19 protein-coding genes and 1 riboswitch are annotated in these 21,797 nt (G+C 64.8%); of the genes, 10 read left to right on the forward strand and 9 right to left on the reverse strand.

Features of this window, described 5'->3' with window-relative positions; all coding sequences use genetic code 11:
• Window positions 1-112 precede the first annotated feature (112 nt).
• The 3 genes from F3J43_RS11540 to F3J43_RS11550 all read left to right on the forward strand — a co-directional run bounded on the left by F3J43_RS11540 (window position 113) and on the right by F3J43_RS11550 (window position 3,409).
• Complete coding sequence (locus F3J43_RS11540) at window positions 113-1,963, forward strand: flavin monoamine oxidase family protein (RefSeq protein ID WP_166885925.1); 1,851 nt, start codon at window positions 113-115, stop codon at window positions 1,961-1,963.
• 259 nt (window positions 1,964-2,222) lie between these two features.
• Entirely contained in the window at window positions 2,223-2,774 is a 552-nt protein-coding gene (locus F3J43_RS11545) for a cytochrome b (RefSeq protein WP_166885927.1), read from the forward strand.
• Between the two features lie 35 nt (window positions 2,775-2,809).
• A complete protein-coding gene (locus tag F3J43_RS11550; protein WP_166885929.1) occupies window positions 2,810-3,409 on the forward strand; it encodes a YceI family protein in 600 nt (199 codons plus the stop codon).
• Between the two features lie 102 nt (window positions 3,410-3,511).
• On the opposite strand, the gene rhlE2 is transcribed toward F3J43_RS11550, so the two are convergent.
• The 4 genes from rhlE2 to ahcY all read right to left on the reverse strand — a co-directional run bounded on the left by rhlE2 (window position 3,512) and on the right by ahcY (window position 8,998).
• Window positions 3,512-5,410 carry an RNA helicase RhlE2 gene (gene rhlE2 / locus F3J43_RS24425; protein ID WP_205297791.1) on the reverse strand — a complete coding sequence of 633 codons (1,899 nt, stop codon included), beginning with the start codon at window positions 5,408-5,410 and terminating at the stop codon, window positions 3,512-3,514.
• Between the two features lie 222 nt (window positions 5,411-5,632).
• The gene (locus F3J43_RS11560; RefSeq protein WP_166885931.1) at window positions 5,633-6,415 is read right to left on the reverse strand and encodes a substrate-binding periplasmic protein; all 783 of its coding nucleotides are present in this window, start codon (window positions 6,413-6,415) and stop codon (window positions 5,633-5,635) included.
• Between the two features lie 176 nt (window positions 6,416-6,591).
• The gene (gene metF / locus F3J43_RS11565; protein ID WP_166885933.1) at window positions 6,592-7,437 is read right to left on the reverse strand and encodes a methylenetetrahydrofolate reductase [NAD(P)H]; all 846 of its coding nucleotides are present in this window, start codon (window positions 7,435-7,437) and stop codon (window positions 6,592-6,594) included.
• A gap of 151 nt (window positions 7,438-7,588) precedes the next feature.
• Window positions 7,589-8,998, reverse strand: coding sequence for an adenosylhomocysteinase (gene ahcY / locus F3J43_RS11570; RefSeq protein WP_166885935.1), 1,410 nt, complete (start codon window positions 8,996-8,998; stop codon window positions 7,589-7,591).
• Between the two features lie 21 nt (window positions 8,999-9,019).
• Window positions 9,020-9,116, reverse strand: a riboswitch (S-adenosyl-L-homocysteine riboswitch).
• Window positions 9,117-9,294: 178 nt separating this feature from the next.
• On the opposite strand from ahcY, the gene F3J43_RS11575 reads away from it, so the two are divergent.
• A complete protein-coding gene (locus tag F3J43_RS11575) occupies window positions 9,295-9,696 on the forward strand; it encodes an acyl-CoA thioesterase (RefSeq protein ID WP_166885937.1) in 402 nt (133 codons plus the stop codon).
• Window positions 9,697-9,742: 46 nt separating this feature from the next.
• On the opposite strand, the gene F3J43_RS11580 is transcribed toward F3J43_RS11575, so the two are convergent.
• On the reverse strand, window positions 9,743-10,981 hold the full coding sequence (locus F3J43_RS11580) for a cation:proton antiporter (RefSeq protein WP_166885939.1): 1,239 nt from the start codon (window positions 10,979-10,981) through the stop codon (window positions 9,743-9,745).
• Between the two features lie 274 nt (window positions 10,982-11,255).
• On the opposite strand from F3J43_RS11580, the gene F3J43_RS11585 reads away from it, so the two are divergent.
• A complete protein-coding gene (locus tag F3J43_RS11585) occupies window positions 11,256-12,089 on the forward strand; it encodes a DMT family transporter (protein WP_166885941.1) in 834 nt (277 codons plus the stop codon).
• A 31-nt stretch (window positions 12,090-12,120) separates the two neighbouring features.
• Window positions 12,121-12,507 carry an MAPEG family protein gene (locus tag F3J43_RS11590; protein WP_166885943.1) on the forward strand — a complete coding sequence of 129 codons (387 nt, stop codon included), beginning with the start codon at window positions 12,121-12,123 and terminating at the stop codon, window positions 12,505-12,507.
• A 55-nt stretch (window positions 12,508-12,562) separates the two neighbouring features.
• Here F3J43_RS11590 and mltA read toward each other — a convergent pair whose 3' ends face one another.
• Window positions 12,563-13,714, reverse strand: a complete 1,152-nt coding sequence (gene mltA, locus F3J43_RS11595) for a murein transglycosylase A (RefSeq protein WP_166885945.1) — start codon at window positions 13,712-13,714, stop codon at window positions 12,563-12,565.
• 119 nt (window positions 13,715-13,833) lie between these two features.
• Here mltA and F3J43_RS11600 point away from each other — a divergent pair, with 119 nt between their 5' ends.
• Window positions 13,834-14,280 carry a c-type cytochrome gene (locus tag F3J43_RS11600; protein ID WP_166885947.1) on the forward strand — a complete coding sequence of 149 codons (447 nt, stop codon included), beginning with the start codon at window positions 13,834-13,836 and terminating at the stop codon, window positions 14,278-14,280.
• A gap of 59 nt (window positions 14,281-14,339) precedes the next feature.
• Here the strand turns inward: F3J43_RS11600 and F3J43_RS11605 are convergent, their stop codons facing one another.
• The 3 genes from F3J43_RS11605 to F3J43_RS11615 all read right to left on the reverse strand — a co-directional run bounded on the left by F3J43_RS11605 (window position 14,340) and on the right by F3J43_RS11615 (window position 17,118).
• Window positions 14,340-14,735, reverse strand: a complete 396-nt coding sequence (locus F3J43_RS11605) for a DUF1090 domain-containing protein (RefSeq protein ID WP_166885950.1) — start codon at window positions 14,733-14,735, stop codon at window positions 14,340-14,342.
• Window positions 14,736-14,915: 180 nt separating this feature from the next.
• Window positions 14,916-16,106: a methionine adenosyltransferase gene (metK, locus tag F3J43_RS11610; protein WP_028688327.1), complete on the reverse strand. Its 1,191-nt coding sequence runs from the start codon at window positions 16,104-16,106 to the stop codon at window positions 14,916-14,918.
• A 19-nt stretch (window positions 16,107-16,125) separates the two neighbouring features.
• Complete coding sequence (locus tag F3J43_RS11615) at window positions 16,126-17,118, reverse strand: ArsR/SmtB family transcription factor (RefSeq protein WP_166885952.1); 993 nt, start codon at window positions 17,116-17,118, stop codon at window positions 16,126-16,128.
• Window positions 17,119-17,413: 295 nt separating this feature from the next.
• On the opposite strand from F3J43_RS11615, the gene tkt reads away from it, so the two are divergent.
• The 3 genes from tkt to F3J43_RS11630 all read left to right on the forward strand — a co-directional run bounded on the left by tkt (window position 17,414) and on the right by F3J43_RS11630 (window position 21,778).
• The gene (gene tkt / locus F3J43_RS11620) at window positions 17,414-19,411 is read left to right on the forward strand and encodes a transketolase (protein ID WP_166885954.1); all 1,998 of its coding nucleotides are present in this window, start codon (window positions 17,414-17,416) and stop codon (window positions 19,409-19,411) included.
• A 129-nt stretch (window positions 19,412-19,540) separates the two neighbouring features.
• Window positions 19,541-20,602, forward strand: a complete 1,062-nt coding sequence (gene epd, locus F3J43_RS11625; RefSeq protein ID WP_166885956.1) for an erythrose-4-phosphate dehydrogenase — start codon at window positions 19,541-19,543, stop codon at window positions 20,600-20,602.
• Between the two features lie 12 nt (window positions 20,603-20,614).
• A complete protein-coding gene (locus F3J43_RS11630) occupies window positions 20,615-21,778 on the forward strand; it encodes a phosphoglycerate kinase (RefSeq protein ID WP_166885958.1) in 1,164 nt (387 codons plus the stop codon).
• Window positions 21,779-21,797: the final 19 nt, after the last annotated feature.

Raw genomic sequence — 21,797 nt, forward strand, 5'->3', positions numbered from 1 at the left:
CGCTTGATGTCGTCGTGCTGGCAGGGTGCGCGGCGCTGACGTATTCTTAGCGCCATTTCTTCTCGGGGCTATTCTTCCCCTCTTTCTCACGACTTGACCGGAGTTCGCCGACATGGCTGCTGCTTGGGTGCGCCTGTGCGCGTTGGTATTGATTGGTGTGTCCAGTGGTGCCGCGCTGGCCAAGGACAAGACGCCGACGGCAATCGTCGTCGGTGGCGGCCTGGCAGGCCTGACCGCCGCGTATGAACTGCAGGGCAAGGGCTGGCAGGTCACCCTGCTGGAGGCCAAGCCGTCCATGGGCGGGCGTTCGGGCCTGGCCACCAGCGAGTGGATTGGCAACAGCAAGACCCAGCCGGTGCTCAACCAGTACCTCGAGCGCTTCAAGGTCGCCACCCTGCCGGCACCGGAGTTCGTGCGCACCCCCAGTTACCTGATCGATGGCGAGTACTTCAGTGCCGCCGACCTCACGGCAAAGCAGCCTGCCACCGCCGAGGCGCTCAAGCGCTACGAGAAGACCCTCGACGACCTGGCGCGCTCGATCGACGATCCACTGAATCCGGCGGCCAACAGCACCCTGTTCGCCCTCGACCAGATGAACGTCTCCACCTGGCTCGACAAGCTGCAACTGCCGGCCACCGCTCGCCAGTTGATCAACCAGCAGATCCGTACCCGCTACGATGAGCCGTCGCGCCTGTCGCTGCTGTATTTCGCCCAGCAGAACCGGGTCTATCGCAATGTCAGCGACCGCGACCTGCGCGCTGCCCGTCTGCCTGGCGGCAGCCCGGTACTGGCCCAGGCCTTCGTCAAGCAGTTGAAGACCATCAAGACCAACGCGCCGGTCAGCGCCATCGTTCAGGACAAGGACGGCGTGACGGTCAAGGTCGGTGCCGTCGGCTACCAGGCCGACTACCTGGTCATGGCGGTACCGCTGCGTGCCCTGGCGAAGATCCAGATCACCCCGGGCCTGGACAACCAGCACCTGGCGGCCCTCAAGGGCACCAACTACGGCTGGCGCGACCAGTTGCTGCTGAAGTTCAAGAACCCGGTCTGGGAAAGCCGTGCGCGCATGTCCGGCGAGATCTTCAGCAACACCGGCCTGGGCATGCTGTGGATCGAGCCGGCGCTCAAGGGCGGCGCCAACGTGGTGATCAACCTGTCCGGCGACAATGCCCGCCTGCTGCAGGCCTTCGGTGACAAGCAGATGGTCGACCAGGTGCTGATCCGCCTGCACGCCTTCTATCCACAGGCCCGGGGGGCCTTCACCGGCTACGAGGTCCGCCGCTACAGCACCGATGCTGGTACCGGCGGCTCCTACCTGGCGTTCGGTCCTGGCCAGATCAGCAAGTACTGGCGCCTGTGGGAGCGTCCGGTGCAGCGCATCGCCTTCGCCGGCGAGCACACCGACGCGCTCTATCCTGGCACCCTCGAAGGCGCCCTGCGCAGTGGCCAGCGTGCCGCGTCCCAGGTCCAGGAACTGGCCGCCGGCAAGTCGTTCGATCCGGTCAAGGCGGCGCCAGTCGCCGCTGCTGCCGCTGGCGCCGCCGCAGCGAAGGGTGGGTTCTTCTCCAACCTGTTCGGCGGCTCGTCCGGCAAGGGCGAGCAGGCACCAGCCAAGACCCAGGCGGATCAGGGCAAGCCAGGCTTCTTCTCGCGCCTGTTCGGCGCGGACGACAAGCCCGAAACCAAGGCGGCGCCGGTTGCCAAGGCCGAAGAAACCGCGCCAGCCAGCGTTCCTGCTCCTGCTCCCGCTCAGGCAGCGCCTGCGGCGGTTGCCAAGGAAGAGCCAGCAGCGGTCAAGCCGGCTGCCAGCAAGCCTGCGCCCGCCAAGGTTGCACCGGCCCACAAGCCAGCGGCCAAACCTGTTCACAAGCCTGCTGCCAAGCCTGCACCGGTGAAGAAGGCCACCGCCAAGTCGGAGCCTGCGAAAAAGCCGGCAACCAATAGCCAGGCCAAGGCTGGCTGACGGCTTCCGATACCTGTCGGCTCTGCCTGGCACAAGCCCGCCCCTGGCCGGTTCTCGCGAACCGGCCAGGGGCGGGCTTGTGCTTTATGGTGCTCACACTGGCAAGCCTATTCCAAACGGCTATCGTTAATGTTTCCTTAATAGGAAGCTTGCACACTAAATATCGTTTTTTTCGATTGTATGTAGCAAGTTTTTCCGCTTTTTTTCGATATGTTACGCGCTAATCTTGTGCACAGCTTTCACGGGGAAATACGCCAACATGCAACTGCGCAACTCACCTTCTCGCTATGGTCTGGTCAGTATCGTTCTGCACTGGGGCGTGGCGCTGGCGGTCTTCGGCCTGTTCGGCCTGGGGCTGTGGATGGTCGACCTGGGTTACTACGATCCATGGCGCAAGGCCGGTCCCGACCTGCACAAGAGCATCGGCCTGGTACTGCTGGCGGTGATGCTGGTACGGGTGGTCTGGCGCTTCATCAGCCCGCCGCCACCGGCACCCGCCAACCATGGCAAGGTCACCCGCCTGGCCTCCAAGCTCGGGCACCTGGCGCTCTATCTTGGGCTGTTCGCGGTGATGGTCGCGGGTTACCTGATTTCCACCGCCGACGGTGTCGGGATTCCGGTATTCGGGCTGTTCGAGGTACCGGCGCTGATCAGCGACCTGCCCGACCAGGCTGATACTGCCGGGGTGATCCACTTGTGGCTGGCGTGGGGGATCGTGATCTTCGCCGTCCTCCATGGGCTGGCGGCACTCAAGCACCATTTCATCGACCGTGACGCGACCCTGACACGCATGCTGGGCCGCAAAGCTTGACTCTCAACCTCAATTGCAACGGAAGGAACGTAAGGATGTTGAAAAAGACTTTTGCCGCTCTGGCGCTCGGTACCGCTCTGCTCTGCGCCGGCCAGGCCATGGCTGCCGAGTACAAAATCGACAAGGAAGGCCAGCACGCGTTCGTGGACTTCAAGATCAGCCACCTGGGCTACAGCTTCATCACCGGTACCTTCAAGGACTGGGATGGCTCCTTCAGCTGGGACCCGGCCAAGCCTGAGGCCAGCAAGATCGATGTCACCCTCAAGACCGCCAGCGTCGACACCAACCACGCCGAGCGTGACAAGCACATCAAGAGCAAGGACTTCCTGGACGTAGGCAAGTACGCCACCGCGACCTTCAAGTCGACCAAGGTCACGCCGACCGGCAAGAACGCCGAAGGTCAGCTGACCGCCGATGTCGCCGGTGACCTGACCCTGACCGGCGTTACCAAGCCGGTGGTCATCAAGGCCACCTTCATCGGTGAAGGCAAGGATCCATGGGGCGGCTACCGTGCCGGCTTCGAAGGCAAGCTGGATATCAACCGCAAGGACTTCGCACCGAAGTCGATGGACCTCGGCCCGCTGTCCGAGAAAGTCGAGCTGTACTTCGTGTTCGAAGGTGTTCAGCAGAAGTAATCCTGCGCGAACCAACAAAAACGCCGCCCATTGGGCGGCGTTTTTGTTTACTTGCCGTTTTCGCTGGAGTTGCCTTCATCGCAGGCTATCAGCGAAAGCCCATCAGCCTTTGCGGGTCAGCAGCGCCGGGCGCTCACCGCGTGGGCGGCTTGGCAGGTCGTCCAGTTGCTCTGGCGTCGGGTAACGGTCGAGCTTGGACTCCTTGCGGATGATCACTGGCGCGCTCTGCGAGTCGCGCGGGTTGCGTACGGCTGGCTCCTGACGGGGCGAGTCGTCACGACGGTTGCGACCACCGTTGTTGTCACGGCGGGCACCACCGTTGCCGCCGCCGCCGTTGCGGGGACGCTTGTCGCCGCCCTGGCCTTGACCCTGGCGCTGCTGGCCATTGCCGCGTGCCTGCCCCTGGCCTTGGCCACCGGCGTTGCGCTGCCCTTGGCCTTGCCCCTGTCCCTGACTGCTGCCGGGGCGGCGGTTGCGGCCCTGGTTCTTGGCATTCTGGTAGGGGCTGACATAGTCGGCACGGTTACCGAAATTGTCGATATCGTCGTCCAGGAACTCTTCCGGATCGCGGTCGACCGGTGCCTTCGGAATGGCTGTCTGCCCCTGGTTGGCCTGCTGCTGGCGTGGCTTCTTGTCACGTGGCTTGCGTTGCTGGCCCTGTTGCTGCTTGTCGCCGGACTTCTCCTTGTCGGCGGGCTTCTCGGCCGCAGGCTTGTTACGGCCTTTGTCCTTGCCCTTGTCCTTGCGACCGCCGCTGTCCTTGCTGCCTTCGCCGCGCGGCTGCTGGTTGCGGCCACCGCGGCCGTTGTTCTGCGGGCGCTCGCGTACTTCCGGCTTTTCTGCCTCGACTTGCGATGCATCGAAGCCCATCAGGTCGCCGTCCGGGATCCGTTGCTTGGTGACGCGCTCGATGCTCTTGAGCAGCTTCTCTTCATCCGGGGCGACCATCGAGATGGCCTCGCCCGAACGCCCGGCACGGCCGGTACGGCCGATACGGTGAACGTAGTCTTCCTCGACGTTGGGCAACTCGAAGTTGACCACGTGGGGCAGTTGGTCGATATCCAGGCCGCGGGCGGCGATGTCGGTAGCCACCAGCACTCGCACGGTGTTGGCCTTGAAGTCGGCGAGGGCCTTGGTCCGTGCGTTCTGGCTCTTGTTGCCGTGGATCGCGGCAGCGGTCAGGCCGTGTTTCTCAAGGTACTCGGCCAGGCGGTTGGCGCCATGCTTGGTGCGGGTGAACACCAGTACCTGTTCCCAGGCACCCAGGGTGATCAGGTGCGCCAGCAGTGCGCGCTTGTGGCTGGCCGGCAGGCGATAGACGCGCTGCTCGATGCGTTCGACCGTGGTGTTCGGCGGCGTGACCTCGATACGCTCGGGGTTGTGCAGCAGCTTGTCGGCCAGGTCGGTGATGTCTTTCGAGAAGGTCGCCGAGAACAGCAGGTTCTGGCGCTTGGCCGGCAGGCGGGCGAGCACTTTCTTCACGTCATGGATGAAGCCCATGTCGAGCATGCGGTCGGCTTCGTCCAGTACCAGGATCTCGACGCGGGACAGGTCGACGCTGCCTTGGCCGGCGAGGTCGAGCAGGCGACCCGGGCAGGCGACCAGGACGTCGACGCCCTTGGCCATGGCCTGTACCTGCGGGTTCATGCCGACGCCACCGAAGATGCAGGCACTGATGAAGTTCAGGTCACGGGCGTAGAGCTTGAAGCTGTCGTGTACCTGGGCCGCCAGTTCGCGGGTCGGTGTCAGCACCAGCACGCGCGGCTGGCGTGGACCATGGCGTTGCGATTTGTCGGGGTGGCCGTCCGGGAACAGGCGCTCGAGGATGGGGAGCGCGAAGCCGCCGGTTTTACCAGTACCTGTCTGGGCGGCGACCATCAGGTCGCGACCTTGCAACACGGCGGGAATCGCCCGCTGTTGCACCGGAGTGGGCTGGGTATAGCCCGCTGCCTCGATAGCGCGGACAAGAGCCTCGGAGAGACCGAGGGAAGCAAAGGACATGGGCAATCCTGTTCTCGTGGGGGCTGGGCCCGATGGGGTGTTCTGCCTGGCGCGACGGGCATCGATGGGATGCGATCGCGTCCGGTCCAGCAGGGCGTTCACTGCGCATCCGGGAGGCGGCGGGCGGGCACCGAAGGTGAGCTGCCGCGAGTCGGGATGCCTGTTGCGAGGCCGAGCGTCCGGGCGTGAGCCGGGCGGGAATGCCCGAGTATAACAGAGCAATCAGCGCGTGCTGCGTTCCTGCTGCTCAACGGCGAAAGGAAAATTGTCGGAGACGGTATAGCGGGCGTGGATGGCGGCATAGGCGGGTTCCTGCTTGAAGCGCTGCAGCGCCTCGCCGAAGGCCCTGGCCAGCTGCTCGCGGCCGGGCTTGCGGGCCAGTCCGAGGTACTGCGCCTGGCGGCTGATGACCAGTGGCAGTTCCTCGACCTGCTGGCTGAGGTCCAGTTGCCGGAGCAGGTGGCGCCCGGCCAGGCGGTCGGTGATCAGCAGATCGATGCGCCCGCGTACCAGCTTGCCGAAGTTCGCCTCGTGGCTGGGGCCGGGCTCGCGGTACCAGCCGGGGGCCTCGTTGAACGCCGGGCCGTAGTTGTAGCCAGGCGAAGTACCGACGGTCAGGCCTGCAAGGTCGGCGAGCTGGCCGACGACATGACGGCGGGCGCTGGCCTGGTAGAGGACGAACTCGGCCTGGGACATGGGCTCCTGCGGATAGACCAGGTAGCTCTTGCGCGGCTCGAGTTCGAAGATGTCCAGCACACCGTCCGCCAGGCCCTGCTCGACCATGAGCAGGCAGCGCTTCCAGGGCAGGATCTGCCACTGCACCTCGATGCCCAGGCGGCGGAACACTTCATTGCTGACCTCGTAGTCGATGCCGCGGGTCTGGTCGCCGTCCTGGTAGACATAGGGCGCCCAGTCATCGCTGACCAGGCGCAACCGCTCGCCCAGCGCCATCGGGCTCAGGCAGGCGAGCAGCAGGATGCAGAACAGATGGCGCAGGTCGGGCATGGCGCGAGAGTACGCGCTCGGCCAGGGCAAGGCCAGAGGGGGCGCTCAGGGTTGGGTGCTGTCTAGCAGGTAGGTCTCGATGTCCTGCAGGCGCTTGCCCAGCGAGAGCAACAATCAAGGCCTTAGTCCAGGACTAAAGCCCTGATTGTTACTTAAACAGAGGCTGGCAGGGTTTTTCAGCGTGGCAGCTTCAGGTTGTTCCAGATCGCCAGGCTCGGTTCGGCCTGGTTGAGGGTGTAGAAGTGCAGGCCCGGTGCGCCGCCTTGCAGCAGTTGCTCGCACATGCGGGTGATCACTTCCTCGCCGAATGCCTGGATACTGGCCGTGTCGTCGGCATAGGCCTCCAGCTGCTTGCGGATCCAGCGGGGGATCTCGGCGCCGCAGGCGTCGGAGAAGCGCGCCAGCTTGCTGTAGTTGGTGATCGGCATGATGCCGGGCACCACCGGGATGTCCACGCCCAGCTTCTGCGCGCGCTCGACGAAATAGAAGTAGCTGTCGGCGTTGAAGAAGTACTGGGTGATGGCGCTGTCGGCACCGGCCTTGACCTTGTGCGCGAAATTGGCCAGGTCGCTCTCGAAGTGGCGTGCCTGTGGGTGCATCTCTGGGTAGGCGGCCACTTCCAGGTGGAAGTGGTCCCCGGTTTCCTGGCGGATGAACTCGACCAGGTCGCTGGCATAGCGCAATTCGCCGCTGGCCATGCCCATGCCCGAGGGCAGGTCGCCGCGCAGGGCGACGATGCGCTTGATCCCGGCGGCCTGGTACTCGGCGAGCAGGGCACGCAGGTCGGCCTTGCTGTCACCGACGCAGGACAGGTGCGGGGCAGCGGGGACCTTCACTTCGCTTTCGAGCTGCAGCACGGTGTTCAGCGTGCGGTCGCGGGTCGAGCCACCGGCGCCGTAGGTGCAGGAGAAGAAGTCGGGGTTGTAGCTGGCCAGCTGGCGGGCGACACCCATCAGCTTTTCATGGCCGGCGTCGGTCTTGGTCGGGAAGAATTCGAAACTGTAGCGGCGTTCTTGTGACATCACTCGTTCCTCAAGCAGCAAACTTCAGGCAGCAAGCTGCAAGTAAAAGCCAGATCGGTGATGGCCGATCTGGCTTGGGCGCATTCAAGAGTCTTCCGGGACGGAGTCGCAAGCGGCAGCGGCATGACCTGCCGTTGCCGCTTGCTGGCGCTTAGTAGCGATAGGTTTCCGGCTTGAACGGACCTTCGACGGTCACACCGATGTACTCGGCCTGCTGCGGGGTCAGCTGGGTGACCACGCCACCGAAGCCGCGGACCATTTCCAGGGCTACTTCTTCGTCGAGTTTCTTCGGCAGCACTTCCACGGTCAGGCGCTCGGCCTTCTTCGCGGCCGGCAGTGCGGCGAACTTCTGCTCGAACAGGAAGATCTGCGCCAGGACCTGGTTGGCGAACGAACCGTCCATGATGCGGCTTGGGTGGCCAGTGGCGTTGCCCAGGTTCACCAGGCGGCCTTCGGCCAGCAGGATCAGGTAGTCGTCGTTCTGCGGGTCGAAGGTGCCGGCGCCGGTGCGGTGGATCTTGTGCACCTGCGGCTTGACCTCTTCCCAGGCCCAGTGCTTGCGCATGAAGGCGGTGTCGATTTCGTTGTCGAAGTGGCCGATGTTGCAGACCACGGCACGCTTCTTCAGGGCCTTGAGCATGTTGGCGTCGCAGACGTTGACGTTACCGGTGGTGGTGACGATCAGGTCGATGCGGCCCAGCAGGTCGGCGTTGATGCCCGCTTCGGTGCCGGTGTTGATACCGTCCTTGAACGGCGAGACGACTTCGAAACCGTCCATGCAGGCCTGCATGGCGCAGATCGGGTCGACTTCGGTGACCTTGACGATCATGCCTTCCTGGCGCAGGGACTGGGCCGAGCCCTTGCCCACGTCGCCGTAGCCGATCACCAGGGCCTGCTTGCCCGACAGCAGGTGGTCGGTACCGCGCTTGATGGCGTCGTTCAGGCTGTGACGGCAGCCGTACTTGTTGTCGTTCTTGCTCTTGGTGACCGAGTCGTTGACGTTGATCGCCGGGACCTTCAGCTCGCCCTTGGCCAGCATGTCCAGCAGGCGGTGCACGCCGGTGGTGGTCTCTTCGGTCACGCCGTGGATCTTCTCCAGCATGGCCGGGTATTTCTTGTGCAGGATCTCGGTCAGGTCACCACCGTCGTCCAGCACCATGTTGGCGTCCCATGGCTGGCCATCCTTGAGGATGGTCTGCTCGATGCACCACTCGTATTCCTGCTCGGTCTCGCCTTTCCAGGCGAAGACAGGGATACCGGCGGCGGCGATGGCGGCAGCGGCCTGGTCCTGGGTGGAGAAGATGTTGCACGACGACCAGCGAACCTCGGCGCCCAGGGCGATCAGGGTCTCGATCAGCACGGCGGTCTGGATGGTCATGTGGATGCAGCCGATGATCTTCGCGCCCTTGAGCGGTTGCTCGGCTTGGTACTTGCGGCGCAGGCCCATCAGTGCCGGCATTTCCGACTCGGCGATGATGACTTCCTTGCGGCCCCAGTCGGCCAGGGAAATGTCAGCGACCTTGAAATCGGAAAAACCAGCAGGCGTGTTTGCAGCGCTCATCGAGAGCCTCCATTCGTAGTGTGCGAATGGGCGCCGTTGTGCGTTGAGCGTCCGCTGGAGCGGACAACGCCCCGACCGAGCCTGACAGGACGAACCTGCTGCAGCGCCCCTCGGTCGGGTGGCGGGATGGCCACCGCTGCGGGGGCCATGAGAATCGGCAGCGATTATAGCCGTGGGCATGTGACACACCCAAGACTTTCTGTCGATTAATCGAGACGATAGTCGATGTTCAATGGAGCGTGACCAAGGGGTCTGCCATCATTACCGCACGTCAGCCAAGCAGGTCAGGAGTACAGATGAACTTTCACACCCGCAAGTGGGTAAAACCCGAAGACCTCAACCCCAATGGCACCTTGTTCGGCGGCAGCCTGTTGCGCTGGATCGACGAGGAGGCGGCGATCTACGCCATCGTCCAGCTGGGCAACCAGCGTGTGGTGACCAAGTACATGTCGGAAATCAACTTCGTCAGCGCCTCGCGCCAGGGCGACATCATCGAGCTCGGCATCACGGCCACAGAGTTCGGCCGCACCTCCATCACCCTCAAGTGCGAAGTGCGCAACAAGATCACTCGCAAGGCGATCCTGACCGTCGACAAGATGGTCTTCGTCAACCTTGGCGATGATGGCCTGCCGGCGCCGCACGGGCGTACCGAGATCAAGTACATCCAGGACCAGTTCCCGGATAGTGCCGTGGAATAGGCACCTTTGCTCGAGCGTGGGAGCGGGCTAGCCCGCTCCCACGTTGTCACTCGGGCTGTGCGCTGACCTTGCGCACCACCTTGCCGACCGTCAGGCCCTGCACCAGGATCGAAGACAGCACCACGATGTAGGTGATCGACAGCAGCAGGTCACGCTCCTCGCCCATCGGCAGCGACAGCGCCAGGGCCACCGATACGCCACCGCGCAGGCCGCCCCAGGTCAGTACGCGGATGGTGCCCTGGGGCACCGCGCGCCAGCGCCGCAGCAGCACGATCGCCGGGGCCACGGTCAGCAGGCGCGAGGCCAGCACCGCCACCGCCAGCACGCCACCGGCGGCCAGGTGCAGCCAGTTGAACGGCAGCAGCAACAGTTCCAGGCCGATCAGGGCGAACAGCAGCGCGTTGAGCATGTCGTCGATCAGTTCCCAGAAACCGTCCATGTAGCGACGGGTCATGTCGTTCATCGCCAGGTTGCGCCCCAGGTTGCCGATGATCAGGCCGGCCACGACCATGGCGATCGGCGCCGACACGTGCAACTCGTAGCTCATCGCCGAACCCCCGATCACCAGCGCCAGGGTCAGCATCACCTCGACCTGGTACTGCTCGACGCTCTTGATCATGCGGTAGGTGGCATAGCCGATCAGGCCACCGAAGGCCACGCCGCCGACAGCTTCGCGGGCGAACAGGATGGCGGTGTCGCTGAAGCTTGGGGTCTCGCCCAGCTGGATGATGCCCAGCAGTACGGTGAACACCACGACCGCAGTGCCGTCGTTGAACAGCGACTCACCAACGATGGTGGTCTTCAGCGGCTTGGGCGCGTTGGCGGTACGCAGGGCGCCGAGCACGGCGATCGGGTCGGTCGGCGAGATGAGCGCGCCGAACAGCAGGCAGTAGATCAGCGGCACGTTCCAGCCGAACAAGGCGAACACCCAGTGCGCCAGGTAGCCGATCACCACGGTGGCGATGAGCACGCCGAGGGTCGCCAGCAGGCCGATCGGCCAGCGGTAGCTGCGCAGGTCGCTGAGGTTGACGTGCAGGGCGCCGGCGAACAGCAGGAACGACAGCATCCAGTGCATCAGCAGGTCGTTGAAGTCGATCTGATTCATCAGCCCTTCGACCCGCTCCTCCAGGCCGGGGAAGCCGATCAGGCTCAGGCCCTGCAGGATCAAGGAGAACAGCAAGGCGGTGACCATCACGCCGATGGCCGGCGGCAGGCCGATGAAACGGTAGTTCACATAAGTGAGGAGGGTGGTGAGGCAGATAAACGCGGCAACTAGTTCGAGCATCCCGAATCCTGTGACAGTGGCTTCCAAGTCGTACCCGAATGGCTCGGGCAGTTCTTTGATGATCTGGCGCGGCGTTCGGGACACACCTTATGACCGGTTTTGCACGATTCGTTCCTTTACCTTGGCTGCAGGAGCCAGACTTTGCTGGCGCCGCAGTGCATTGCAGCGGCCGCCGGCAAGGTCGGTTCCTGCATGCTCCAGCAGTGAATGTCCCAGGCCCCTGCGAATCGTTATAGTGCGCAATCTCGCCTGGTCTTTGCGCAAGGAATCCCGCGTGCTGGCAACTTCCCTCGTACTGGTCGCAGCCCTGCTCCATGCCACCTGGAACACCCTGATCAAGTTCAGCGCCGAGCGCCTGCTGGTGATCGCCAGCATGGACCTGGTGGCGCTGCTGTTCGCCGTGCTGGCGGTGGCGTTCGTCGATGTGCCGCCTGCCGAGATCTGGCCATGGCTGCTGGCATCGGCCTTTGCCGAGCAGTTGTACCGTTTCCTGCTGATCCGGGCGTACCGGGTCGGTGACCTGGGGCTGGTCTACCCGTTGATGCGTGGCCTGTCGCCGCTGGTGGTGCTGGGGCTGACCCTGGCCTTCGCCGGCGAGTCGCTGAGCCACCAGCAGATCATCGGCATCCTGCTGATCCCCTGTGGCATGGCCTGCCTGCTCTGGCAGGGCGGCGGCGGCGACCGCTTGCCCTGGTCGATGCTGCCGGTGGTGGCGCTGATCGGCCTGTGCATCGGCTGCTACACCTGGTTCGACGGCCAGGCCGTGCGTCTCTGGGGAAAACCCTGGGACTACCTGGTCTGGCTGACTCTGCTCAGCGCCTGGCCGTTCCCGTTGCTGGCCAGTGTCGCGCGCCCCGGACCATTCGTGTCGTTCTGGCGCACGCAATGGCGGCTGGGGCTGGCAGTCGGCCTGTGTGTGCTGTTGAGCTACGCTCTGGTGCTGTGGGCCATGCACCTGGGGTCGGTGGCCGAGGCGGCGGCATTGCGCGAGCTGAGCGTGATCCTCGTGGTGCTGCTGGGCATGCGCTACCTCAAAGAACCTTTTGGCGGACCGAGACTCCTAGCTTGCGGGCTGGTCCTGGCAGGCATGCTGGTGATGAAGCTCTGAGCCGCTGACTTATCCACAAGGAGTTCCGCCGATGACCGTAGCCTTCTGGTGCATTCTGATCGCCCTGCTGCTGCCCCTGTTGTGTGCCATGATCGCCAAGGCCAGCAGCGGACGTTTCGGCATGGGCGACAACCATGATCCGCGCGCGTTTCTCGAGACCCTGTCGGGCCTGCCGCGACGTGCCCATGCCGCGCAGCAGAACGGTTACGAGGCGTTCCCGGCCTTTGCCGCTGCGGTGCTGGTGGCGGATATCGTCGGCAATGCCGAGCAGGTGACCCAGGACGTGCTGGCGGTGCTCTACATCACCAGCCGCCTGCTCTACATCATCTGCTACCTGGCGGACTGGGCGGCGTTGCGCTCGCTGGTGTGGCTTACCGGGTTGGCGTTGATCGTGTCGTTCTTCGTGGTGTCGATCTGAGTCTGCCGCAGGGCTTGGCCGCTGCCATGACGGGCAAGCCCTGCGGCAGTGCCGGTCAGGGGACCTTCGGAACTTCAGGCAGCGGCTGGCCCTTGGGCCAGAGCATCCAGATCTGCCCTTGCTGCTTCATGTTTCCGGCCAGCTCGCCGGCCTCGGGGCCGGTACCCCAGAACAGGTCCGCGCGTACCTCGCCGGTAATGGCGCCGCCGGTGTCCTGAGCGCCGACCGGGCGCACGACCGGCGAGCCGTCAGGGCGGGTCGTGGACAGCCACAGCAGGCTCCCCAGCGGGATCACCTTGCGGTCGATGGCCACGCTGTAGCCGGCGGTCAGCGGTACGTTCAGCGAGCCGCGCGGGCCTTCGTTGCTGTCCGGGCGGGTGCTGAAGAACACATAGCTGGGATTGCTGGCCAGCAGTTCCGGCACGCGCTGCGGGTTGGCCTGGGCCCAGGCATGGATGGCGCCCATGCTCACCTCTTCCTTTTTCAACAGGCCCTGTTCCACCAGCCAGCGGCCGATTGGCCGGTAGGGGTGGCCGTTCTGGTCGGCGTAGCCCAGGCGCAGCTGGCGGCCATCCTCCAGTTGTACCCGGCCAGAGCCCTGGATCTGCAGGAACTGCAGGTCCATCGGGTCGGTCAGCCAGGCCAGTACCGGTGCCTTGGCGCCGTTGCGGTTGATCACTTCGGCGGTGTCGTAGGGCTTCAGCACCCGGCCATCGAGGCGACCGCGCAGGCGCTTGCCCTTGAGTTCGGGATATACGCTGGCCAGGTCGACCACGATCATGTCCTCGGGCACGCCATACACCGCGACATGGGCCGCTTCGGTGCGTTGCAGGCTGCCGGGGTAGACCGGCTCGTAGTAGCCGGTAATCAGGCCGTTGGCGTTGTTCTCGGCGGAGCGCAGGCCGTAGACCTGCAGGTTCTGCTCGAGGAACGCGCGTACCTGGGCGGCGCTTGCCGTGTCGCTGCCGGCCGCTGCGCAGGTAGCGGCCCAGACCGGGTCGCGCTTGAGTTTCTCGCAGCCGTTGCGCCAGGCGTAGAAACCGGCCAGCAGGTCCTCGTCGCTGACGGCGGGCAGGTCTTTCCAGGTGGCCGGGGCGTAGGTGGCGATGGCGTGCGGCTCGGGCCTGGCGCTCTCGCCGCCGTTGCAGCCGGCCAGGAGCGCCAGGGCAGGCAAGGCCCAGGCAAGGTGGCGCAATGCAGATTTCATGGATGCGGTCCTGTAGCGGGCGAACATGAATATTCAGCCCTGTTTTCTGTGTGGCTATTGGTCTTTGGCCGGTGGCCGGCGATACTGGCCACCCGTTTTTCCAGGCCGAAGAGACCGTGATGTTCAAGCGATTGACCGTAGTACTGCTCGCCGCCCTTGCCCTGAGCGCCTGTGATGGCGTCGATCCCAACTCGCCGCTGGGCCAGCGCAAGGCGATCTTCAAGCAGATGCTCAAGACCAGCGAGGACATGGGGGGCATGCTGCGAGGTCGGCTGCCGTTCGATGGCGCGAAGTTTGCCGAGGGCGCGCTGAAGCTCGACGGACTGGCCCATGAGCCATGGCAGCACTTCCCGCAGGTACGCGATGATGGCGACAGCAGCGCACGGGCTGAGGTGTGGGAGCGCCAGGCGCGCTTCCATGACCTGGCCCGGCAACTGGAGGGCGTCACCGGCGAGCTGGTCGACGTGAGCCGCAGCCAGCCGCTGGACGCCGCGCAGCTCAAGGCGCCGATGGACAGGGTCGAGGCGGCGTGCAAGGCCTGTCATAGCGAGTTTCGTAATCACTGAAGAGACGGGTTTCGTGGGAGTGGGCCAGCCTGCTCCCACGCGAATGCGCGCCTGTTCAGTCAGCGCTCGAGGTCGTCGACCGCTTCCTGCAGTTCTTTCTTCGCCTCGGCGAGCTTGTCCTTGCGTTTGTTGATCTTCTCCGCGTCACCTTTTTTCATGGCCTTGTCCAGGTCCTTGGTGCGCTGGTTCACCTCGTGACGGGCGTCGAGCACCTTCTGCTCGCGCTCCTTGCGCAGGCCGCTGTCGGTGCAGTGTTCGGTCACTTCGGCCAGGGCCTTTTCCAGGCCAGCCTGCTGCTCGCTGTTGCCGTGGGCACGGGCGTGTTCGATCTGTTCGCTGATGGCCTGGCGCTTGGCCGCGCAACCGGTCAGCGCCGGCTGCTCTTCGGCGGCCAGCAGCGGGCTGGCGACGAAGCCGAGCAGGGTGGACAGGGCGAGGGACGAAAGCAGTTTCATCGGGGGCTCCACTTCAGGGGCTGGGCAACAGAAAAGCGAAATGCTGCCCTGATCCGCGCAAATTAGAAACCCTTGATTGTCAGGGCGGGGCCTCTGAAATCCGTTGCGCAATGTTTCCCAGGGATGAAAAAAGCCCCTGCCGAGCGATCGGCAGGGGCTTTTGCGTACTGCGCGGGAGGTTTACAGGCCGGCGGCGTCGCGCAGGGCGGCGGCGCGGTCGGTGCGCTCCCAGGTGAAGGTGGTGAAGGTGTCGTCGCCGACAGTCTTCTGCTGCGGAGTACGGCCGAAGTGACCGTAGGCCGCGGTTTCCTGGTACATCGGGTGCAGCAGGTCGAGCATGGTGGTGATGGCATACGGACGCAGGTCGAAGCACTCGCGCACCAGCTGGATGATCTTGTCGTCGGAAACCTTGCCGGTGCCGAAGGTGTTGATCGAGATGGAGGTCGGCTGGGCCACGCCGATGGCGTAGGACACCTGGATCTCGCAACGCTCGGCCAGGCCTGCGGCGACGATGTTCTTGGCCACGTAGCGGCCGGCGTAGGCGGCGGAGCGGTCGACCTTGGACGGGTCCTTGCCGGAGAACGCGCCACCGCCATGGCGGGCCATGCCGCCGTAGGAGTCGACGATGATCTTGCGACCGGTCAGGCCGCAGTCGCCCACCGGGCCGCCAATGATGAAGTTGCCGGTCGGGTTGATGTGGTACTGGGTGCCCTTGTGCAGCAGTTCGGCTGGCAGGGTGTGCTTGACGATCAGTTCCATCACCGCTTCCTGCAGGTCTTTCTGCGAGACCTCAGGGTTGTGCTGGGTCGACAGCACCACCGCGTCGATGCCGACCACCTTGCCGTTTTCATAGCGGCAGGTGACCTGGGACTTGGCGTCCGGACGCAGCCACGGCAGCAGGCCGGACTTGCGGGCTTCGGCCTGGCGCTCGACCAGACGGTGCGAGAAGCAGATCGGTGCCGGCATCAGCACTTCGGTCTCGTTGCTGGCGTAGCCGAACATCAGGCCCTGGTCGCCAGCACCCTGGTCTTCCGGCTTGGAGCGGTCGACGCCCTGGGCGATGTCCACCGACTGCTTGCCGATGATGTTCATCACCGCGCAGGTGGCACCGTCGAAACCGACGTCGGAGCTGTTGTAGCCGATGTCGATGATCACCTTGCGCACCAGGTCTTCCAGGTCGACCCAGGCCGAGGTGGTGACTTCACCGGCGATGATGGCGACACCGGTCTTGACCAGGGTCTCGCAAGCGACACGGGCGTACTTGTCCTGGGCGATGATCGCGTCCAGGACCGCGTCGGAGATCTGGTCGGCGATCTTGTCCGGATGCCCTTCGGACACGGACTCGGAGGTGAAAAGGGAGTATTCGCTCATCTCGAAGGATTCCTAAAAATTACCGATGTTGTGTGTCGCCAGCGGCCCGCTGGAAGTGTCGGACCTGGATCTGGAAACCGTTACGCAAGCCCACGTAGAGGCTGTCCTCGGGGGTCAGCCCCGCAGCGTTGGCCCAGCGGGCCAGGTCGTCCTGTTCGAAGCCGAGCCAGAGGTCGCCGCAGGCGTCCCGCGCCCACCCCTGGTCATGGCTGCACAGCTCGGTGACCAGCAGGCTGCCGCCTGCTCTCACCCGCTTGGCCAGCAGGCGCAAGGCCAGGGCCGGGTCGCTGAAATGGTGCAGGACCATGTTCAGCACGACGCAGTCGGCTTGCACATCCGTTGCACCCAGTGCATCGGCCAGCTGCAGGTTTACGTTACTCAATTCGTTGCGCTCGCAGACCTGGCGGGCCAGCTCGAGCATGGTCGGACTGTTGTCCATGGCCGTGACGCGACTGAAGCGGCGGGCCAGGTCAGGGAGGAAACCACCGTCGCCTGGGCCGACTTCCAGGGCGCTGGCGCCGGCGCCGAAGCTGAGCTTGTCGAGCAGCGCCAACAGGCTTTCGCGGTATTGCGGCAAGCCGGCGATCAGGTCCTGCTGGGCGCGGAACTTTTCCTCCACGCGCAGGAAGAAATCCTGGCTGGTGGCGGCACGCCGTTGCTGGACCTGGGCGATGCGCGCCTGCACGTCCTGGGCCAGGGCCAGGGCGTCGACCTCCTCGAGCAGCGCGGTGTGCAGGCGGCCGCCGAAGCGCTGGCTGTCGGGCAGGGCGCGGCGATAGAAGATCGCGTTGCCCTCGCGGCGGGTCGCCACCAGCTCGGCCTGGGCCAGCACCTTGAGGTGATGGCTCATGCCCGACTGGCCGATGTCGAAGATCTGCGCCAGCTCCAGCACGCCGAACGAATCGTTGGCCAGCGCGCGCAGCACGTTCAGGCGCAGCGGATCGCCGCCGGCCTTGCACAGGGCGGCCAGCTCGTCGCTGCGGTGAGGGGTGATGGGCGCGTGCAGGTTCATGGGGCGGGAGTCTAGACAGGCAACGGTGGCCTAGCAAGACCAATATCAAAAAGTTTTGATATTGACTGATCGGTGGACGGCAAGAGGGCCTGTGGAGGGGCGCGTGGGAGCGGGCTTGCCCCGCGATGACGCTATCGCGGGGCAAGCCCGCTCCCACGGTTTCACCTTTTTTGCCGGCAAAACACAGGAAAAATGCCCGACTGCGACCATCCGTCATTGCCCCCGGCCCCCCAGTGGGCGAAAATGGCCGCCTTTTTTCGTTTCACTACTTATTCAAGTCCCAGGAGATTCAGCGATGCCCAGCCGTCGTGAACGTGCCAACGCCATTCGTGCACTGAGCATGGATGCCGTGCAAAAGGCCAACAGCGGCCACCCAGGTGCCCCCATGGGTATGGCGGATATCGCCGAAGTGCTTTGGCGCGACTACCTGAAACACAACCCGAGCAACCCGGACTTCGCCGACCGCGACCGCTTCGTGCTGTCCAACGGCCACGGCTCGATGCTCATCTATTCGCTGCTGCACCTGACCGGCTACGACCTGTCGATCGACGACCTCAAGGCCTTCCGCCAACTGCACAGCCGCACCCCGGGTCACCCGGAATACGGCTACACCCCGGGTGTCGAGACCACTACCGGTCCGCTCGGCCAGGGCATCGCCAACGCCGTGGGCTTCGCCCTGGCGGAAAAAGTGCTGGCCGCACAGTTCAACCGTGAAGGCCACACCATCGTCGACCACAACACCTACGTGTTCCTCGGCGACGGCTGCATGATGGAAGGCATTTCCCATGAAGTCGCCTCGCTGGCCGGCACCCTGGGCCTGAACAAGCTGATCGCCTTCTACGACGACAACGGCATCTCCATCGACGGCGAAGTCCACGGCTGGTTCACCGATAACACCCCGGCGCGCTTCGAAGCGTACAACTGGCAGGTGATCCGCAACGTCAACGGTCACGATGCCGACGAGATCAAGATGGCCATCGACACGGCGCGCAAGAGCGACCGTCCGACCCTGATCTGCTGCAAGACCATCATCGGCTTCGGTTCGCCGAACAAGCAGGGCAAGGAAGACTGCCACGGCGCGCCACTGGGCAACGACGAAATCGCCCTGGCCCGCAAGGAACTGAACTGGAACCACGGCCCGTTCGAAATCCCCGCCGACATCTACGCCGAGTGGGACGCCAAGGCCAACGGCGCCAAGGTCGAGGCCGAGTGGAACCAGCGTTTCGACGCCTACGCCAAGGCTTATCCGGAACTGGCTGCCGAATTCAAGCGCCGTGACAGCGGCGAGTTGCCGGCTGACTTCTCCGAGAAGGCCCAGGCCTACATCAACGAAGTCGCCGCCAAGGGCGAGACCATCGCCAGCCGCAAGGCCAGCCAGAACGCGCTGAACGCTTTCGGTCCGCTGCTGCCGGAGTTCCTCGGCGGTTCGGCCGACCTCGCCGGCTCCAACCTGACCCTGTGGAAAGGTTGCAAGGGCGTCGAGGCCAATGACGCCAGCGGCAACTACGTGTTCTACGGCGTGCGCGAGTTCGGCATGACCGCGATCATGAACGGCGTCGCCCTGCACGGCGGCCTGGTGCCTTACGGCGCGACCTTCCTGATGTTCATGGAATACGCTCGCAACGCCGTGCGCATGTCGGCGCTGATGAAGCAGCGCGTGATCCACGTCTATACCCACGACTCCATCGGCCTGGGCGAGGACGGTCCGACCCACCAGCCGATCGAGCAGCTGACCAGCCTGCGCAGCACGCCGAACCTGGACACCTGGCGCCCGGCCGATGCCGTGGAATCCGCGGTGTCGTGGAAATACGCCCTGGAGCGCAAGGACGGCCCGTCGGCGCTGATCTTCTCGCGTCAGAACCTGCAGCACCAGGCGCGCGACGCCCAGCAGATCGCCGACATCTCCCGTGGCGGCTACGTCCTGAAGGACTGCGCTGGCGAGCCTGAGCTGATCCTGATCGCCACCGGCTCCGAAGTGGGCCTGGCAGTGCAGGCGTACGACAAGCTGACCGAGCAGGGCCGCAAGGTGCGTGTCGTGTCGATGCCGAGCACCAGCGTGTTCGATGCCCAGGACGCTGCCTACAAGCAGTCGGTACTGCCGCTGGAAGTCGGTGCGCGCATCGCCATCGAAGCGGCCCATGCCGACTTCTGGTACAAGTACGTCGGCCTCGAAGGCCGCGTCATCGGCATGACCACCTACGGCGAATCGGCCCCGGCCGCTGCGCTGTTCGAGGAGTTCGGCTTCACCCTGGACAACATCCTGGGTACCGCCGAAGAGCTGCTGGAAGACTGATGCATCCGGGAGGCCGCGTGCCTCCCGTCTGATCGCGGGGCAAGCCCGCTCCCACAAGGCATCCGGGTGCCTTGTGGGAGCGGGCTTGCCCCGCGCTGGTCGTTCAACGCACCTGCACGTGAGTATCGAATGCCCCACCCGCGTCCCTACAAAGTTGCACTCAACGGTTACGGCCGCATTGGCCGCTGTGTCCTGCGCGCATTGTTCGAGCGGGGGGCGAAGGCCGGTTTCGAGATCGTCGCGCTGAACGACCTGGCCGACCAGGCCAGCCTGGAATACCTGACTCGCTTCGACTCCACCCACGGGCGTTTCCCCGGCGAGGTGAAGGTCGACGGCGACTGTCTGCATATCAATGGCGACTGCGTGAAAGTACTGCGCAGTGCCACCCCGGAGGGCATCGACTGGGCCGCCCTGGACATCGACCTGGTGCTGGAATGCTCGGGGGCCTACAACACGCGCGCCGACGGCCAGCGTTTTCTGGATGCCGGCGCGCCGCGGGTGCTGTTCTCCCAGCCCATGGCCAGCGAGGCGGATGTCGACGCCACCGTGGTCTACGGCATCAACCAGGATTGCCTGGGCGGCGACGAGCTGCTGGTGTCCAACGCCTCTTGCACCACCAACTGCGGCGTGCCGCTGTTGCGGGTGCTGGACCAGGCGTTCGGCATCGAGTACGTGCAGATCACGACCATCCACTCGGCGATGAATGACCAGCCGGTGATCGATGCCTATCACCACGAGGACCTGCGCCGCACCCGCTCGGCGTTCCAGTCGGTGATCCCGGTGTCCACCGGGTTGGCGCGTGGCATCGAACGTCTGTTGCCGGAACTTGCCGGAAGAATCCAGGCCAAAGCGGTACGTGTGCCGACCGTCAACGTGTCGTGCCTGGACATCACCCTGCAGACCGCCCGCGACACCACGGCCGCCGAGGTCAACCGGGTGCTGCGTGAAGCGGCCCTGGAGGGCCCGCTCAAAGGCCTGCTGGCCTACACCGAGCTGCCCCACGCCAGCTGTGATTTCAACCATGATCCGCATTCGGCCATCGTCGATGCCAGCCAGACCCGTGTTTCCGGCCCTCGCCTGGTGAACCTGCTGGCCTGGTTCGACAACGAATGGGGGTTCGCCAACCGTATGCTCGACGTCGCGGAGCACTTTCTGCACGTCGTTCACCCAACCCGCACCAAACAGCCCTGAAGGACTGCATTCATGACCGTGTTGAAGATGACCGACCTCGACCTGCAAGGTAAGCGCGTACTGATTCGCGAAGACCTCAACGTCCCCGTGAAGGACGGTGTGGTAGCCAGCGACGCGCGTATCCTGGCAGCGCTGCCGACCATCAAGCTGGCCCTGGAGAAGGGCGCTGCAGTAATGGTCTGCTCGCACCTGGGCCGCCCGACCGAAGGCGAGTTCTCCGCCGAGAACAGCCTCAAGCCGGTCGCCGACTACCTGAGCAAGGCCCTGGGTCGCGACGTGCCACTGGTGGCCGACTACCTGGGCGGCGTCGAGGTCAAGGCCGGTGACCTGGTGCTGTTCGAGAACGTGCGCTTCAACAAGGGCGAGAAGAAGAACGCCGACGAGCTGGCGCAGCAGTACGCTGCCCTGTGCGACGTGTTCGTGATGGACGCATTCGGCACCGCCCACCGCGCCGAGGGCTCCACCCACGGCGTGGCCAAGTTCGCCAAGGTCGCTGCCGCCGGTCCGCTGCTGGCTGCCGAGCTGGACGCCCTGGGCAAGGCCCTGAAGGCCCCGGCCAAGCCGATGGCTGCCATCGTCGCCGGCTCCAAGGTGTCGACCAAGCTGGACGTGCTGAACAGCCTGAGCGCGGTCTGCGACCAGCTGATCGTCGGCGGCGGTATCGCCAACACCTTCCTCGCTGCCGCCGGTCACCCGGTCGGCAAGTCGCTGTACGAACCTGACCTGGTCGAGACCGCCAAGGCCATCGCCGCCAAGGTCAGCGTGCCACTGCCGGTGGACGTGGTGGTCGCCAAGGCGTTCGCCGAGAGCGCCGAAGCCACCGTCAAGGCCATCGCCGATGTGGCGGCCGACGACATGATCCTGGACATCGGCCCGCAGACTGCGGCCAACTTCGCCGAGTTGCTGAAGACCTCGAAGACCATCCTGTGGAACGGTCCGGTCGGCGTGTTCGAGTTCGATCAGTTCGGCAATGGCACCAAGGTACTGGCCAAGGCCATCGCCGACAGCGCCGCGTTTTCCATCGCCGGTGGCGGCGACACCCTGGCGGCCATCGACAAGTATGGCGTTGGCGCCGATATCTCCTACATTTCTACCGGTGGCGGCGCGTTCCTCGAGTTCGTCGAGGGCAAGGTCCTGCCCGCCGTGGAAATTCTGGAAACACGGGCCAAGGCCTGAGCACGACGGCGCCTGGCAA

It is taken from the genome of Pantoea sp. Cy-639, from assembly GCF_011752525.1.
In the GTDB taxonomy this organism is placed as follows: Bacteria; Pseudomonadota; Gammaproteobacteria; order Pseudomonadales; family Pseudomonadaceae; genus Aquipseudomonas.